Genomic DNA, 14,258 nt, shown 5'->3' on the forward strand with positions numbered 1-14,258 from the left:
GTCGTACATGGGGGACATAACCTCTGTGTACGACTTTTTTTTATGTAATAATATTTTTAGTATCGATATTTTACCTAAAATATGGTTTGATGTCTGGAGGGGAAGGTGAAACATTATGCGATCTTTTTGGATTTGGTTTTCATTTCTAGCGATGGCTTGGTTTTGTGCCTTTGTAAATTTGACCCTAAGTGGAGTTGAACTGCCGTGGCGTATCGCTGGATGTGCAATGTTCTTCGCTGTGTATTTTATCTCCCCACTGTTTCGGCAACATTCTGTTGGACTTACAATCATTCTAAGCGTAACTTCACTTATTGCTATAGTAACTCTGTGGCCTGCAAAAGATGGCGTTCCCAATCACTATATTCTGCTTGTATATTCAATTATTGCCGGGGAAGCCGTATATCGGTTGTCACACCCTCGGGCTATCGTGATTGGATTTATTCTTATGCTAGGAGCGTTGGGACCATATTATTTGGGATATCCCGCCATTCCTCCAATGTTTATCGTATTGTATAGCTTATTACTAGCTACGGCCTTGATCGTTTTTCATAAAATGTCGTCAAAGGAAGTTGAAGTATCAGCATGGAATGAAGCACTGCTCAGCGAGTACCGAAAAATGAAACGTCGTATGATCTCAAACGAACAAGTGGTAAGGCAAGATGAACGTGCTCAAGTAGGACGAGATATTCATGATTCTGTTGGACATAAGCTAACGGCTCTATTGTTACAATTGGAAGTATTTCGTATGCAAGTGGACGACGAGGCCGCAGCCAAGGTGCAGGACTTGAAGGATTTAGCGAGAGAGAGCCTTGAAGAGACACGAAATGCGGTTAAGACCTTAAAGCATGAAGAGGTTGGTGGATTACCTGCGATTCTAAATTTGATTCGTAAGTTAGAGGCGGAGAACATCTTACGAGTGAACTTCACTGTCAAACACGGTGCACTTTCAGCTCCTATTAGCAATATACAATCCATTGCCGTCTATCGTGCAGTTCAGGAGTCTTTAACTAATATTATGAGACATAGTACCGCAAGGGAAGCCGACGTGTTGTTCGAAGCCCCTGGTGGTGGTGTTTTTCGCTTTGAGGTTTCTAATGCCTTGACTGAGAGCAAGTCCTTCCGTGAAGGCTTTGGATTGCGATCTATGCGAGAACGTATGGAAACGGCAGGCGGACAAGTAGAAGTCATTCCCTATAAAGACCGATTTGTTGTGAGGGGTACGTTATCGATGGTGAAAAAGGGAGGTGCTGAGATATGATCCGGATCTTACTAACTGAGGATCAAGCGATGGTACGTCAAGGGTTGAGAATGATGATCGAAACAGATAGCGAAATGATCGTTACCGGAGAGGCCAGTAATGGGAAGGAAGCCCTTGAGTTATGCGAACGAAATACCTTCGATATCATCATACTGGATATCCGTATGCCAGAGATGAATGGGCTTGATGCAGCTAGAGTGATTCGGTCACGTTGGCCACAAAGTAAGGTACTTATGCTCACTACATTTAATGATTATCAATATGCGATGGAGGCGCTGAAGATAGGCGCTAATGGTTATATGCTGAAGGATGCCGATTCTGAGGCACTTATCCGCTCCATCAGAAGTTGCCTGTCTGGTGGGCTTTCTTTACAGGAGGAGGTTGCAGCTAAGGTGATTCCTCAGCTACTTAAGCAGACGGCAGTAACTTCAGTCGATGCTTCGATTACCCCACGTGAATTGGTAATTATCCGGCTTGTTGGAGAAGGACGAAGTAATCAGGAGATCGCTAATGAGTTGGCATTATCACTTGGAACGGTAAAAAATCATGTGAGTCAAATCATGGATAAGCTGGAGCTACGCGATAGAACACAATTAGCGATCTACGCCATCCGGCATAACGTGGTTTGAGAAAAAATGACTGAAGTCATGGTTTACATACAAAGAAGTGACGGAAGACAGTGGGAGCACTGTCTTTTTGTATATAAACTTTATACATAATCGCTAATCGGTTAAGGAGGTATGAAATATGCTGGAAACGATCGAGTTACGTAAGGTGTTCAAAGGGAAAACCGCTGTTGAAGAGGTGAGCTTATATTTGGAGAAGGGGGAATCCGTGGGGTTGCTCGGACCAAATGGAGCTGGGAAGTCTACAACGATTTCGATGATCTCATCCCTTTTGCTACCTACGAGTGGAGATGTTCGCTTAAATGGAAAAAGTGTAGTGAAAAATCCGCAGGACATTCGCAAGGTTCTTGGCGTGGTACCGCAGGAAATTGCCTTATATAATGAGCTGTCTGCTTATGAAAATCTTAAATTCTTTGGTCGAATCTACAAGCTGAAGGGGAACCACCTGGAATCTAAAATTCAAGAAGTGCTTGAAATGGTGGGCTTGCGAGAGCGGCAGAAAGAGTTAATCAAAGCATTCTCCGGTGGCATGAAACGGCGGATTAACATCGCCGCTGCCTTACTACATGACCCGCAAATCGTCATTATGGATGAGCCAACCGTTGGGATCGATCCACAGTCGCGTAATCACATCTTGGAAACGGTCCGATTGTTGAACCGTGAGAAGGGGACAACAGTGCTATACACGAGTCATTACATGGAAGAGGTTGAGCAACTGTGCAATCGGATGTACATCATGGACCATGGTCAGATTATTGCATCGGGAACCCAAGATGAGCTGCGACGCATTTTATCAGGAGAAGATACACTACTTATCCAGCTAAATGAACCATCTCCCGAATTAGTCCAAGAGCTCCTCGTATTGGACCCGGTTAGGCAAGTCGAAGAAACGGAATCAGGACTCAAGCTGATTGTCACGAAACAAAGCGGAATCCTTGCTCATGTTGTTCAAGTGGCAGAACGGCTCAGCGTGCAGATCGTGAACATTAATGTTTATACACCGAGTTTAGAAGATGTATTCCTGCAACTGACTGGTCGTAAATTGAGGGATTAACCACTGGTAACATTGAGAATTAACCTTATGAATGGTTTGAGGAGGGGTTAAATTGGGACCGTTTTTCAAAAAAGATCTCTTAATTCTATGGAGAGAACGCTACGATACACTTGTTATGACGATCATATTTCTTATTATGATTATCATTCTAGGATATACGACATCAAGCTGGGTAGAGAAGAAGAACGAATCGCTGCAAATGACGGTTGCTATAGTTAATGAGGATAATGAGCCGTCAGGACTTATTGCATTTAAGAATGCCATTGCATCATCTTCTTTAACCAGTGAAGCTCAGGCTTCGCTGGGACTCCAAGCGGAGCAAAGACTTCCCGCGAAGTCTTTGATACAAATACTGGACAGTATCGATTTCGTGAAAAGCATACCGATGGATCAGGATGCAGCAATGCAAGCATTGAAAAATAAAGAGATCACGGCAATGATAAACATCCCTGCTGGTTTCACGCTGGCAACGTTAAATAAGATACTCTTGGATGATGGAGAAGGCGGAGGCAAGATTACATTGACCGCAGATCAGCGGGGTTCGATGTCTGTAGATGTGCTACAGGATGTTGTCAATGAATTCATGCAACAGGTGAATCTTCAAACGGCGATTGATCATGCACTGGTTACAAAAGTGGATCAGTATAGCAAGACGGATCAAACTTTAACGTTAGGTGGTCGGGAGCAAATTGCCGGAATCGAGCCACTAGGCTCTTTTCAATATTATACATTTGCGATTAGTATTATCGCTTCACTTATATTAGCTCAAACCGTAGCCTTGAAGGCGATAACCGAGAAAAGAGAGCATGTGTTTAATCGCATTCTGGTGACGGGTAGTCATCCTGCTAGGTATTTGTTCGGTAAGGCAGGTTCAATCTTCTGTGTGACGTTCGTGCAATTTGCACTATTGATTGTTGCATCTCAATTTATATTCGATTTATTTCCGAATCGATCCATAAAGTTTTGGTTTGGTATGGTATTCATTTTAGTGTTGTATTCACTTTGTGTGGCTGCATTAACTATGTTGTTCACATCATTAACCTTCCGGATAAAAGAATCGGCAGCAACTGGAATTTTAACACTGATTATTATGGTCATTGGCTGCGCTGGAGGAAGCTTCACACCCATTTACATCTTACCTGATTGGATTAAGTACGTTGGAGAATGGACACCTAATGGCTTGTCATTATCCATCTTTATTAGTTGGATCCAGCATGATAACCTTGCTTCATTAACTGTTCCTTTCTTGAGACTTGGACTGCTCTGTATTGTAATGATTGTAATGAGTAGCTTGTTATTTCCAAGAAGGGGGCGGATCTAATGTTCACTGTTTTCTGGGCCCAATGGAGAAAAGAACGTCGTTCCCCGTTCATGCTCATCATCTTTTTAAGCCTAAGTATTGTAGGGACTGTACTTATGAGTATGACAACTAATAACAAGATGCTTATAGATGTGTTTGGTGTTCCAGAACTGACAACGGCGGAAGAAACAGCATGGATACAATTATTAAATCAAAGTGAAGCTTATCAATTCAAGATGAGAGCTGAACAGCCGTCGCGTGATGCGGTACGTGAAGGTCGGGCAGATGTAGCAATTAAATTATCAGAGAATAACTACAAGATTATTTCAGCGATTGAAAGTCCCAATGTGGTGCTCGTAGAGCAACATGTATTCCATGTGTTCGCGAAGGAAATGCAGATTCGGGAAGCATCTACGCATTCGGGAGATGAAAATCAGTTTAGAGCAGACGTAGAACATAACCTACAGAGACCTGCATTAACTTTACAAACACAGGCATGGGATGGTAATCCTATCGTCAAGTATGATATAAACTTACAGTTTCTTTTTGGGCTTACTTTATTTCTGGTTATCTACACCATTGGATTTAAGGTGACTGGAGTATTGATGGAGAAAACTACAGGTGTATGGAATCGAGTTATTTTGTCTCCGGTTCGCAAGACGGAAATGTATCTAGGGCATCTGATCTACAGCTTTTTGATTGGTTTTATACAAATTATTATTGTCTTCCTCATTTTCCATTATGGGTTTGGATATCAGCTGATGGAACATTTCGACATGATTTTGGTCATCTGCGCGACTTATATGTTTACTATGGTGGCCTTTGCAATGCTACTTGCTGGTGTGATGAGAACACCTGAACAGTTTAGTTCCCTCTTGTCAGCAACCGTACCCATTATGCCTATGCTTGGTGGGATTTATGTCCCACCTGGGACAATTACGAATAAGTTTATTCTCGGGATTTCTGAAATATTTCCACTGACACATGCTATGAAAGCTTTAACCGGAGTAGCGATGTTCAACGAAAGTTTGACCGATGTGGCTATGCCTATAGCCAAACTGCTATTCATTGGTGTAATTTGCATGGGTGTTGGGATCAATTTAATGGAACGTCGGAAGGCGTGACGTGACGTTACGTTATTGTTCTATCCATAAAATGCATTACTCATAATGAGGATTCATTGCCCAAGGTCGCTTCTTTAGCGGCCTTTTATTGTTTTACTGTTTGTAATGTTAAGTTATGGAAGAAAGCTTGAATTCGTATCTGTTTTGCTCCATATTTAATAGGAGTGGTAGAGAAAAAGGTAGAGTGGAAGGAGAGTTGGGAAGTATGGAAAAAGCAATGTTTGCTGGAGGATGCTTCTGGTGTATGGTTACACCCTTTGAAGAATTGCCGGGAATACTTGGAATAGAATCCGGATATGCCGGTGGAAAGAGTGAGAATCCAACCTATGAAGAAGTCAAGACTGGGACAACAGGTCACTATGAAGTCGTGCAAATCAGTTTTGATGCTACGCTTTTCCCATATGAGAAATTGCTTGAACTATACTGGCCTCAGATTGATCCAACCGATGCGGACGGACAGTTTCAAGATAGAGGGACCCAATATCGGACAGCTATATTTTATTATAATGAAGAACAGCGTAACGCTGCGATTGAATCTAGGGATCAGCTTGCTGCAAGTGGAAGATTTGCAGAGCCGATTGTAACAGAGATTCTTCCAGCGCCTATCTTTTACCGTGCTGAAGAATATCATCAAGACTATCACAAGAAGAATCCTAAACATTATAAAGAAGATCGTGAGCAGTCCGGGAGAGATGGTTTTATTGATAAGCATTGGTAAGCAAGGATGATTCAATGAACATAAATGGGGGGAATTACAGCAGTGGAAAGACATATTAACAATATTTTATTCGATTTGGATGGAACCTTAACCGACCCTAAAGAGGGGATCACAAAGTGTGTAGAATATGCCTTGAATAAATTTGACATCCAGGTTGATCACATCGATCAGCTTATTCCTTATATTGGGCCGCCTTTATATGAATCTTTCGTAGAGCTAGGAGGATTATCTCCGGAAAATGCACATCTGGCTGTAGATTACTATCGGGAACGCTTTCGCGAGGTGGGGATGTTTGAGAATAGTGTCATTCCAGGATTTCCTGAGTTGCTTCAATATTTGCAGGACGAAGGTTATACCTTGTATGTCGCCACTTCCAAACCTACAGTGTTCGCCGAACAGATCTTGAAGCATTTCGAGATGGATCATTACTTCAAGCACATTGTAGGTAGTAATCTTGATGGGACACGTACGAAGAAGCAAGAGGTAATCCAATTTGTACTTGATGAGAATATAATCTCGCCAGAGAGTGCCATAATGATCGGAGATCGTGAGCATGACATTATCGGAGCTAAAGGCTGCGGTGTAGAGTCTATTGGTGTCTTATTCGGTTACGGTTCGGAAGAAGAGTTAAGAAATGCAGGGGCAGACCATATCGTAGGTAAGGTCGATGAAATTCGCGAAATCATATTGAATATTGGAAATGGAGATTGTAGTTATGGCAATACGAAGTAAACAACAAGTCATTGATTTTCTAATGGCTTCTGAAGTTGTGGCTGTTGGAACCTCGAATATGGGGTCACCACGTCAACGGATGATGCATTTTGCAGTGGATGATGATTTTAATATTTTTGTGACGAGTACAAAAGGCGATCCTAAAGTTATTCAATGGAGCAATATTCCTGAAACTGCACTTCTGATCCATCAAGGTGAGGAATTTATGAAGATGGAAGAATGCGAAATTCTAGGTAGAGCAGAAGTGTTAAGTGATCAAGCGGAGCGTGAACGTGCGGCGCTTTTGCTACAACATCGTTCTCCGATTGTGGCACAATTTATGGCGATAGATGCCATAGATCGGCTGGAATTTATCGTGATTAGACCGTTTACAGTTAAATATCGCTTCGTTCCTGAGATTCTACAGGGTGAACCGCCAACGGTATTTGAATTTGAAGAAAATCGGCTGAACTTCAGCTCATGGGATGATGTAAAAGCAAAAGCTAGAGTTTGGAAAGAGGCTATTCGTCCACTGTCCATGACAGCTTCCCTGATTCCAATCCTACTGGGTGGAGCACTTGCCTTTTCGATCACGCATACCATTAACGCAGGACTATTTCTGCTCACCTTAATTGGAGCTTTAATGATTCAAGCAGGAACAAATATGATTAATGACTGGAAAGATGCTGAGCGGGATAGTGATAATAACACGGGGATGCGGCCTTTTACAGGCGGCTCAAGAATGATTCAGCTAGGATTAATATCTCGCGGGGATATGGGGTTCTTTGGACTATTGTTATTTGTCATAGCAACCTTAATAGGCGTTTATTTAGTGTTTATAAGTGGATGGGGGTTAATCCCACTTATTCTGTACGGAATTATTGCGGGGATGTTCTATACGAATGAAAAAGGAAAGTTCTCCTTTCTTAATATGGCACCTGGAATAGCGGAGTTATTAGTTGCAACTACCTACGGCGTATTTATGACCATGGGGGCTTATTATGTCCTGACAGGCCATTATTCGATACAGGTGTTCCTGATCTCGCTCCCCGTTGCTATATTCGTCTCGAATGTACTGCTAATTAATCAGTTCCCTGATGCTGAATCAGATACGAAGACGGGCAAGAACACGTTAGTGGTTCGCATAGGTAAACGTAAAGCTAGGAATGTATTGATTGCCTCTTTCATCGTGGGCTACCTTATTGTTGCTATACTTCCACTTGTGAACTACGCACCATACACACTATATATTTCTTTCCTTTCACTTCCGTTTGCATGGCAGGCGATTCGATACGCTTGGAAAAATTACGACAAAAATGCGGGAGATCTCATTCCAAGTAACGCACATACAGCAATCAATCATCTATTTAACGGGTTGTTGTTAGTCTTGGCGTTTCTATTGACTGAAGTAAATATCTTCGCTTCCATCGTTTATTCTATCATGTCGCTCTTATTCGTCTTCTGGATTTGGAATTACATTGAAAGACAACGGAAAGTGATGAATGATTTCCGTAATGCATTTAAGAGGTAGTCACTGAGAAAGTGAACTTTACAATATGAACATAACAAAAGACACCAATCCCGCCCTTAAGGCAGTATTGGTGTCTTTTGTTTATACGGATTAGTTGTTTAATCATAAATAACGCGCTGTAGGACGTCTGAGATTCAAAATCACTGTTTAGGAGTTACTAGGATTTTCACTTGATTCTTTTCCTTCAACAGCGCTTCAAATCCATGTTCGACCACTTCCGAAAGTTGGATTTTCTTCGTTACTAATTTGTCAGCAGGGAAGTAACCTTGTTCCATTAGGCTAATTACGGCAGGGAACACATTACGATAGCCGATAATTCCTGTCATGCTGCGTTCTTTGAGAACAATATTGTTAGGGTGAAGTGCAGCTTCCTTCTCAAAGATACTTACGATCATAATTTGTCCACCCAAATTCGTGGATTCAATAGCTTGTTTGAGAACCGGTGGAACCCCCGTTACTTCGAAAGCAACATCAACTCCGCCATTTGTACGTTGTTGTAGTTCTTCAACTACATCGTATTGTTTAGGATCAATCACAATGCCACCTAGTTCAGCAGCTTTGCTCTTTCGTTCTTCAGATAACTCAACCACATAAATTTCTGACGCACCAGATGCTTTCAGTGCCTCTATAACAAGCAGCCCGATCGGACCTGCACCAAAGACAACCGCTTTGTCACCGACCTTAAATTTACTTTGGCGGACCGCATGCAGTGCAACAGCAGAAGGTTCGACAAGCGCGCCTTGTTCATAGGATAAGCTATCTGGAATTTTGTGAACCATATGTTCGTCAGCAGCTACGTATTCAGAGAATCCGCCTCCGCCACCAGCGAGTCCAAGGAAGCCCATCTTATCGCAAAGGTTATATCTACCTTGTCGACATGCCGTACATTCCCCACAGGCAAAAATAGGCTCTACGACAACACGGTCGCCAACCTTTAATTTCGATACACCTGCCCCGATTTCGACGATTTGTCCAGAGAATTCGTGTCCCATCACGACGGGAGCTTTCTCGTCTGTTAGTGGATGTTCTGTATTTTCAGGAATAAAGATAGGGCCTGCAACATATTCGTGCAAGTCGCTCCCACAAATTCCGCACCATTCAATTTTGATTTTCACTTTACCGTTTAAAGCAGTTGGTTCTTCAATCGTTTCTAACCGTAGGTCTTTGACGCCATGCCATCTCAATGCTTGCATATATTCCATCTCCCGTTTATGAATTGATTTCTTAGTTAGATTCACGCAGAAAGGGAAACGTTTCCGTAACAAATATGTCACATTAATAGAGGAATGTCAAATCTAAATATATTAAAATGTGATATTTAATATAGTGAAAACCTTCACTAACACTGGGTTTATAGAGTAGAAAAGAGAGAATACCTACAACTTGCTATAAAATTGTGGTATGATGTCAATAATAAATATCCTTCAAATTTAAGATTCAATATGGAAACGATTCCGATTAGGAGAGGACGTTAATTGTGCCTAACAAGAAGAAGGTTACGATCGAAGATGTTGCAAAACGGGCTGGGGTAGGTATCGCTACCGTATCTAGAGCCCTTAATGATACAGGTGGAATTAGTGCCAAGACAAAAACACTAGTACTTCAAGTGATCGAAGAGATGGGATTTACCCCAAACACTTCGGCTCAAAGTTTGAAAGTACGTCATACCAAACAAATTGCCCTCGCGGTTCCTGATATTCGCAATGCGATTATTCCTGATATTGCTTGGTCCGTGGAACAAGTTGCCAAACAATTTAATTATCGTGTGATTCAAATTAATACCTCTGGAAATGCCAGAATGGAACTGGAGACGATTCGAGAAATTAAGAAATTACATGTAGATGGACTCATTATCATGCCACTAGCGTACCCGAAAACCATCGTGGAATTCATCAATAAATCCAGTGTTCCTGTCTCCGTTATTAACTATGGTAGGAGATTGGGAGATGAAGTGAAGGCAGACATCGTAAGTCTATCCAGAATGGAAGGTAAGATCGTGATGGAGCACTTACAACATATCGGCAGAACCCGAATTGCTTATGCCGGAGCGCAGAAAGAGGTCATTGAAGATCGATATTTCGCGTACGAGCAATCCGTCAAACACTTAGACGTCTCCTTGGTCTATTTTGGTGAAGATTTCTCCATTCAAACGGGGGTTAAAGCAGCCGATTACTTCTACAGTCTAAAGGATATGCCGGATGCTATTTATGCGGTGAACGATATGGTTGCGATCGGGATTGTAAATCGATTTAAGGAACTGGGGGTTTCTGTTCCAGAGGATGTCGCTGTTGTTGGGATTGACAACAATTTGTGGACTACATTAACAACCCCTCAGATTAGTTCTGTCTCCATTATGGGGAGCGAGGTGGCACGCGTGGCTACGCAACTACTCTTGAATCGGATTCTGGAGAACAAGGTGGGAGAATATGAAAGAGTACAGTTGGAACCCCGCCTTATTGTTCGAGAATCGAGTGTTTCCATTACCCGTAATAGCGTTCACCTTTAAAGGAGGATTTCGCCTTCTGATGTCCATTCAGGAAATCCTCCTTTAACAGTGAGGGTAACATCTTCCAAAACATAATGCTGCTTCCCACAATAGGTTCTGTCAACCACTGATTTTGGCTTTGTGCCTTATTTGATTAGACATTCTGTTGTGTCATTCAAAGTATGGTTGTCACCGCGGATGTCTCTGATGCGAATATTACTACTCAAGAGATTAGAGTCACTACTCAATTTAAAGGCAGGGTAATTCTCTTCAGCTTCAAGGCGCATGGTCTCATCAAGGTTGTGTTGCTGTTTAGGGTCGACTAGAAAAGGAACCAAGTTTGTTTCGATTTCTATATCGAACTGATCGGGCTTATCCGTAATCAGAATAACGATCACTCCGTTACAACCACAGCCTTCAGTATCATAAAATAGTTTGAAAAATCCAGGTCGATTTCCCAAGCTTTCCACTAATCTTTCCTTCGCCAAAGAGCCAATCTGAATTTTCATCTGTATTTCTCGCCCCTTCTAGAGTAGTTTTTACTTTGAAATTTAATTATACAACACAATGAAAAAAGGTGTATGATCGTAAGCACAGATAATATTTTATTATTCTTATTGGATAAGTTGGTAATATATATTGAATAATGTAATTTGTCGTGCTATTATCTGAATGCGATAATTCATTACTTGTATTTGAGATATCATTTTGAAGGAGGAGGAATTGAATGTCTAACAAGAAGAATCTTCAAGCAGATTTAAATCCAAGAAGAGTGCATGTGGAATTCGGTGGTGAAACGATTGCCGACAGTAAGAACGTCATTACGCTCCATGAGAGAGGCCATCTTCCGGTGTACTACTTTCCTGAATCAGATGTTCGCAAAGATCTATTTGTCGAATCCGATCACTCTACTGAATGTGGACTTAAAGGGACGGCATCGTATTGGAGTATCAAGGTTGGTGACCGAGTGGCTGAGAACGCAATCTGGAGTTATCAGAATCCGATAGCGGGGAGTGAGGCCATCAAAGGATACTATTCATTTTATTGGGATCAGGTGGATGCTTGGTTTGAAGAGGAAGAAGAGATCTTTGTTCACGCCCGTGATCCTTATAAACGTGTGGATGCGCTGCGGAGTTCACGCCATATTCTAGTGGTTATTGATGGGGTAACTGTCGCAGAGAGCAATCGTCCTGTCATTGTATTTGAAACAGGTGTACCTGTACGTTACTACTTACCGAAGGAAGATGTAAGGCAAGATCTTCTAAGCGAAACTACACTTCAAACAAGTTGCCCGTATAAAGGAACGGCTTCTTATTGGTCGGCGACTGTAAATGATAAAATCCACGAGAATATCGTATGGAGCTACTTGAATCCTATCCCTGAGATTCCGAACATTAAAGAATATCTTTCATTTTATAATGAGCGTGTTGAAACCTACATCGATGGCGTAAAAGAAGGGGAAATCTCCTGGTATCGTTCCGCTCTGGATTTCTTTAATGCGAATGAGATTAAGATCCCGACAGTTACAGCATAGTAATAAGCAGAACATGAATGAAGTATGGCTGACCTGAACACAGGAGGTCTTTTTTTTATTTGAACAAAATTACTTAGAATATATCGTGTTTATAAGAGAACACTTCATGTTATATATGGTTATATAAAAGTTTTATTTGGAGGGTACATATATGAATGGAACACAAACGCTGAGCAGAGCGCTTGACATATTGTTTGCTCTGTCTGAAGCCAATGATACATTGTCAGTCAGTGAAATCGCTGAGAAGGTATCTATTCCAGAAAGCACGACCTATCGGTTCATTCAAACGCTGGAACAGAACGGGATTGTGGAGCGGAAAGGGAAGAGTCAAATTGGCCTAGGCATGCGTATATTAGATTTGGCTAGAAGCTTAAGCCATCAAGCTCATCGTGAGTTATTACCGCTAGCGTTGCCTATTATGGAGCAATTAACAAGGCAAACGCGAGAAACATCGGTTTTGTTCGTCCGTTCAGGAATGAATTGTGTCTGTATACAAAATGTGCGCAGCCAAGGCCTTCTTCAATTTGCTGTTGAGAATGGCAGAGTACTGCCTTTGAATTCAGGGGGATCAGGGAAATGTATCCTTGCTTATGAGAATGAACGATTTATTCAACGGGTTGTAGATACCCTTGAGACTTCCGAGGAACAACGTGTTCTAACTGAAGAATGTAAGGCTATCCGGGATCGAGGTTACAGCTTTACACACGGGGAAGTGGATCCAGATATTTTTGCCGTTGCTGCACCAGTGCTTGATGCGCATGGATTAGTTGTTGCTAGTTTGTCGATCGCTGGGCCAAATTTCAAATGTAACGCAGATTATGATCAAGAAATATCGGGTTATGTAGTGGCAGCCGCTAACCAATTGTCACATAAACTAGGTAGATCATGACTAGGGAGTAAGAGGAAATTGTATTATATTAATTCCGATAGGTTTACTCATAAATAATGATTGACAAAAGAAAACTCATACTATAATATTACATTACAATATTGAATTATCGAATGTTAATAATAAACGAGGCTGACCAAACAAATGGAGGTCTCATTTTCCTTGAACGAGGGAAATGAGGCCTTTTTTTGTCATATATTCATACTAAAAACATGTGCATAGTCAGTTAAATTATTCAGGAGAAGAGTGATTGTGATGAGTGATCATGCAGCAGCAGTGGAATTCAAACAGGTTTCAAAGAACTATGGTTCAGGATATGTGTTGCAGAACTTTGACCTCATCATACAGAGCGGAAAAATCGTAACGATCATTGGACCTTCTGGTTGTGGGAAAACAACCCTGCTTAAAATGATAAATCGATTAATTGAGCCAGAGGACGGTACCGTGCTAGTCGAAGGGAAAAATGTAAGTGGTCTAGATCCTGTTGAGTTAAGACGAGATATCGGCTATGTCATTCAACAAATCGGGTTATTTCCGCACATGACGATAGAGCAGAATATATCGATTGTTCCGAGACTTAAGGGAGAGAAGAAAAAAGAGCTACTTGCACGTACAGAGGAACTGCTGCAATTAATCGGACTCAGTCCAGAGCAATTCCGTTCCCGTTATCCTCATGAGTTAAGCGGAGGTCAGCAGCAAAGAATCGGAGTTGCACGTGCGCTTGCTGCGAATCCTTCGATCATTTTGATGGATGAACCATTTAGTGCTTTAGATCCCATCAGCCGCATTCAACTCCAGAAGGAGTTAATTAATCTAAACGAACGGGTTAAGAAAACCATTGTTTTCGTTACGCATGATATTGATGAAGCACTGAAAATAGCCGATCAGATCGTGTTACTAAAGGATGGACAGATCATTCAAACCGGTTCACCAGCAGAACTCCTTGATAAACCAGCGAATGATTTTGTGCGTGAATTTCTCGGGGTAGAGCGTTTCAATCAATATAGCATTTAATTCTTGGGCGAATA

At 41.7% G+C, this 14,258-nt stretch carries 13 protein-coding genes and 1 pseudogene; 12 read left to right on the forward strand and 2 right to left on the reverse strand.

Annotated elements, in window-relative coordinates; genetic code table 11:
• The first annotated feature begins 115 nt into the window (after window positions 1–115).
• The 8 genes from NST85_RS14045 to NST85_RS14080 all read left to right on the forward strand — a co-directional run bounded on the left by NST85_RS14045 (window position 116) and on the right by NST85_RS14080 (window position 8,322).
• The gene (locus NST85_RS14045) at window positions 116–1,258 is read left to right on the forward strand and encodes a sensor histidine kinase (protein WP_341189606.1); all 1,143 of its coding nucleotides are present in this window, start codon (window positions 116–118) and stop codon (window positions 1,256–1,258) included.
• A complete protein-coding gene (locus NST85_RS14050) occupies window positions 1,255–1,887 on the forward strand; it encodes a response regulator transcription factor (RefSeq protein ID WP_341189607.1) in 633 nt (210 codons plus the stop codon). The genes NST85_RS14045 and NST85_RS14050 overlap by 4 nt, the downstream gene beginning before the upstream one ends.
• A 118-nt stretch (window positions 1,888–2,005) precedes the next feature.
• The gene (locus NST85_RS14055; RefSeq protein WP_127191329.1) at window positions 2,006–2,938 is read left to right on the forward strand and encodes an ABC transporter ATP-binding protein; all 933 of its coding nucleotides are present in this window, start codon (window positions 2,006–2,008) and stop codon (window positions 2,936–2,938) included.
• Window positions 2,939–2,990: 52 nt separating this feature from the next.
• Window positions 2,991–4,259: an ABC transporter permease gene (locus NST85_RS14060; protein WP_341189608.1), complete on the forward strand. Its 1,269-nt coding sequence runs from the start codon at window positions 2,991–2,993 to the stop codon at window positions 4,257–4,259.
• The gene (locus tag NST85_RS14065; protein WP_341189609.1) at window positions 4,259–5,362 is read left to right on the forward strand and encodes an ABC transporter permease; all 1,104 of its coding nucleotides are present in this window, start codon (window positions 4,259–4,261) and stop codon (window positions 5,360–5,362) included. The genes NST85_RS14060 and NST85_RS14065 overlap by 1 nt, the downstream gene beginning before the upstream one ends.
• Before the next feature lie 205 nt (window positions 5,363–5,567).
• The gene (gene msrA, locus NST85_RS14070) at window positions 5,568–6,080 is read left to right on the forward strand and encodes a peptide-methionine (S)-S-oxide reductase MsrA (protein ID WP_307396957.1); all 513 of its coding nucleotides are present in this window, start codon (window positions 5,568–5,570) and stop codon (window positions 6,078–6,080) included.
• 42 nt (window positions 6,081–6,122) lie between these two features.
• Entirely contained in the window at window positions 6,123–6,812 is a 690-nt protein-coding gene (locus tag NST85_RS14075; protein WP_246054002.1) for an HAD family hydrolase, read from the forward strand.
• On the forward strand, window positions 6,796–8,322 hold the full coding sequence (locus NST85_RS14080) for a prenyltransferase (protein WP_341189610.1): 1,527 nt from the start codon (window positions 6,796–6,798) through the stop codon (window positions 8,320–8,322). The genes NST85_RS14075 and NST85_RS14080 overlap by 17 nt, the downstream gene beginning before the upstream one ends.
• A 140-nt stretch (window positions 8,323–8,462) precedes the next feature.
• On the opposite strand, the gene NST85_RS14085 is transcribed toward NST85_RS14080, so the two are convergent.
• A complete protein-coding gene (locus NST85_RS14085) occupies window positions 8,463–9,515 on the reverse strand; it encodes a 2,3-butanediol dehydrogenase (RefSeq protein WP_341189611.1) in 1,053 nt (350 codons plus the stop codon).
• 284 nt (window positions 9,516–9,799) lie between these two features.
• Here NST85_RS14085 and NST85_RS14090 point away from each other — a divergent pair, with 284 nt between their 5' ends.
• On the forward strand, window positions 9,800–10,828 hold the full coding sequence (locus NST85_RS14090) for a LacI family DNA-binding transcriptional regulator (RefSeq protein WP_341189612.1): 1,029 nt from the start codon (window positions 9,800–9,802) through the stop codon (window positions 10,826–10,828).
• 125 nt (window positions 10,829–10,953) lie between these two features.
• Here NST85_RS14090 and NST85_RS14095 read toward each other — a convergent pair whose 3' ends face one another.
• Window positions 10,954–11,316: an iron-sulfur cluster biosynthesis family protein gene (locus tag NST85_RS14095; protein ID WP_341189613.1), complete on the reverse strand. Its 363-nt coding sequence runs from the start codon at window positions 11,314–11,316 to the stop codon at window positions 10,954–10,956.
• A gap of 218 nt (window positions 11,317–11,534) precedes the next feature.
• Between NST85_RS14095 and NST85_RS14100 the strand changes: the two genes are divergently transcribed.
• The 3 genes and pseudogenes from NST85_RS14100 to NST85_RS14110 all read left to right on the forward strand — a co-directional run.
• On the forward strand, window positions 11,535–12,341 hold the full coding sequence (locus tag NST85_RS14100) for a DUF427 domain-containing protein (RefSeq protein ID WP_341189614.1): 807 nt from the start codon (window positions 11,535–11,537) through the stop codon (window positions 12,339–12,341).
• A gap of 151 nt (window positions 12,342–12,492) precedes the next feature.
• A complete protein-coding gene (locus tag NST85_RS14105; protein WP_127191319.1) occupies window positions 12,493–13,230 on the forward strand; it encodes an IclR family transcriptional regulator in 738 nt (245 codons plus the stop codon).
• Window positions 13,231–13,485: 255 nt separating this feature from the next.
• Window positions 13,486–14,223 (forward strand): annotated as a pseudogene (locus tag NST85_RS14110) (ABC transporter ATP-binding protein); the annotation flags it as partial.
• Between the last annotated feature and the right edge of the window lie 35 nt (window positions 14,224–14,258).

Origin of the sequence: Paenibacillus sp. FSL K6-2524, assembly GCF_038005525.1 — a bacterium.
Classification (GTDB): domain Bacteria; phylum Bacillota; class Bacilli; order Paenibacillales; family Paenibacillaceae; genus Fontibacillus; species Fontibacillus anaericanus.

Coding starts and splice junctions, on each gene's coding strand:
- NST85_RS14045 (WP_341189606.1), top strand. CDS start 116: ATGCGATCTTTTTGGATTTGGTTTTCATTTCTAGCGATGGCTTGGTTT.
- NST85_RS14050 (WP_341189607.1), top strand. CDS start 1,255: ATGATCCGGATCTTACTAACTGAGGATCAAGCGATGGTACGTCAAGGG.
- NST85_RS14055 (WP_127191329.1), top strand. CDS start 2,006: ATGCTGGAAACGATCGAGTTACGTAAGGTGTTCAAAGGGAAAACCGCT.
- NST85_RS14065 (WP_341189609.1), top strand. CDS start 4,259: ATGTTCACTGTTTTCTGGGCCCAATGGAGAAAAGAACGTCGTTCCCCG.
- msrA (WP_307396957.1), top strand. CDS start 5,568: ATGGAAAAAGCAATGTTTGCTGGAGGATGCTTCTGGTGTATGGTTACA.
- NST85_RS14080 (WP_341189610.1), top strand. CDS start 6,796: ATGGCAATACGAAGTAAACAACAAGTCATTGATTTTCTAATGGCTTCT.
- NST85_RS14085 (WP_341189611.1), bottom strand. CDS start 9,515: ATGCAAGCATTGAGATGGCATGGCGTCAAAGACCTACGGTTAGAAACG.
- NST85_RS14095 (WP_341189613.1), bottom strand. CDS start 11,316: ATGAAAATTCAGATTGGCTCTTTGGCGAAGGAAAGATTAGTGGAAAGC.
- NST85_RS14100 (WP_341189614.1), top strand. CDS start 11,535: ATGTCTAACAAGAAGAATCTTCAAGCAGATTTAAATCCAAGAAGAGTG.
- NST85_RS14105 (WP_127191319.1), top strand. CDS start 12,493: ATGAATGGAACACAAACGCTGAGCAGAGCGCTTGACATATTGTTTGCT.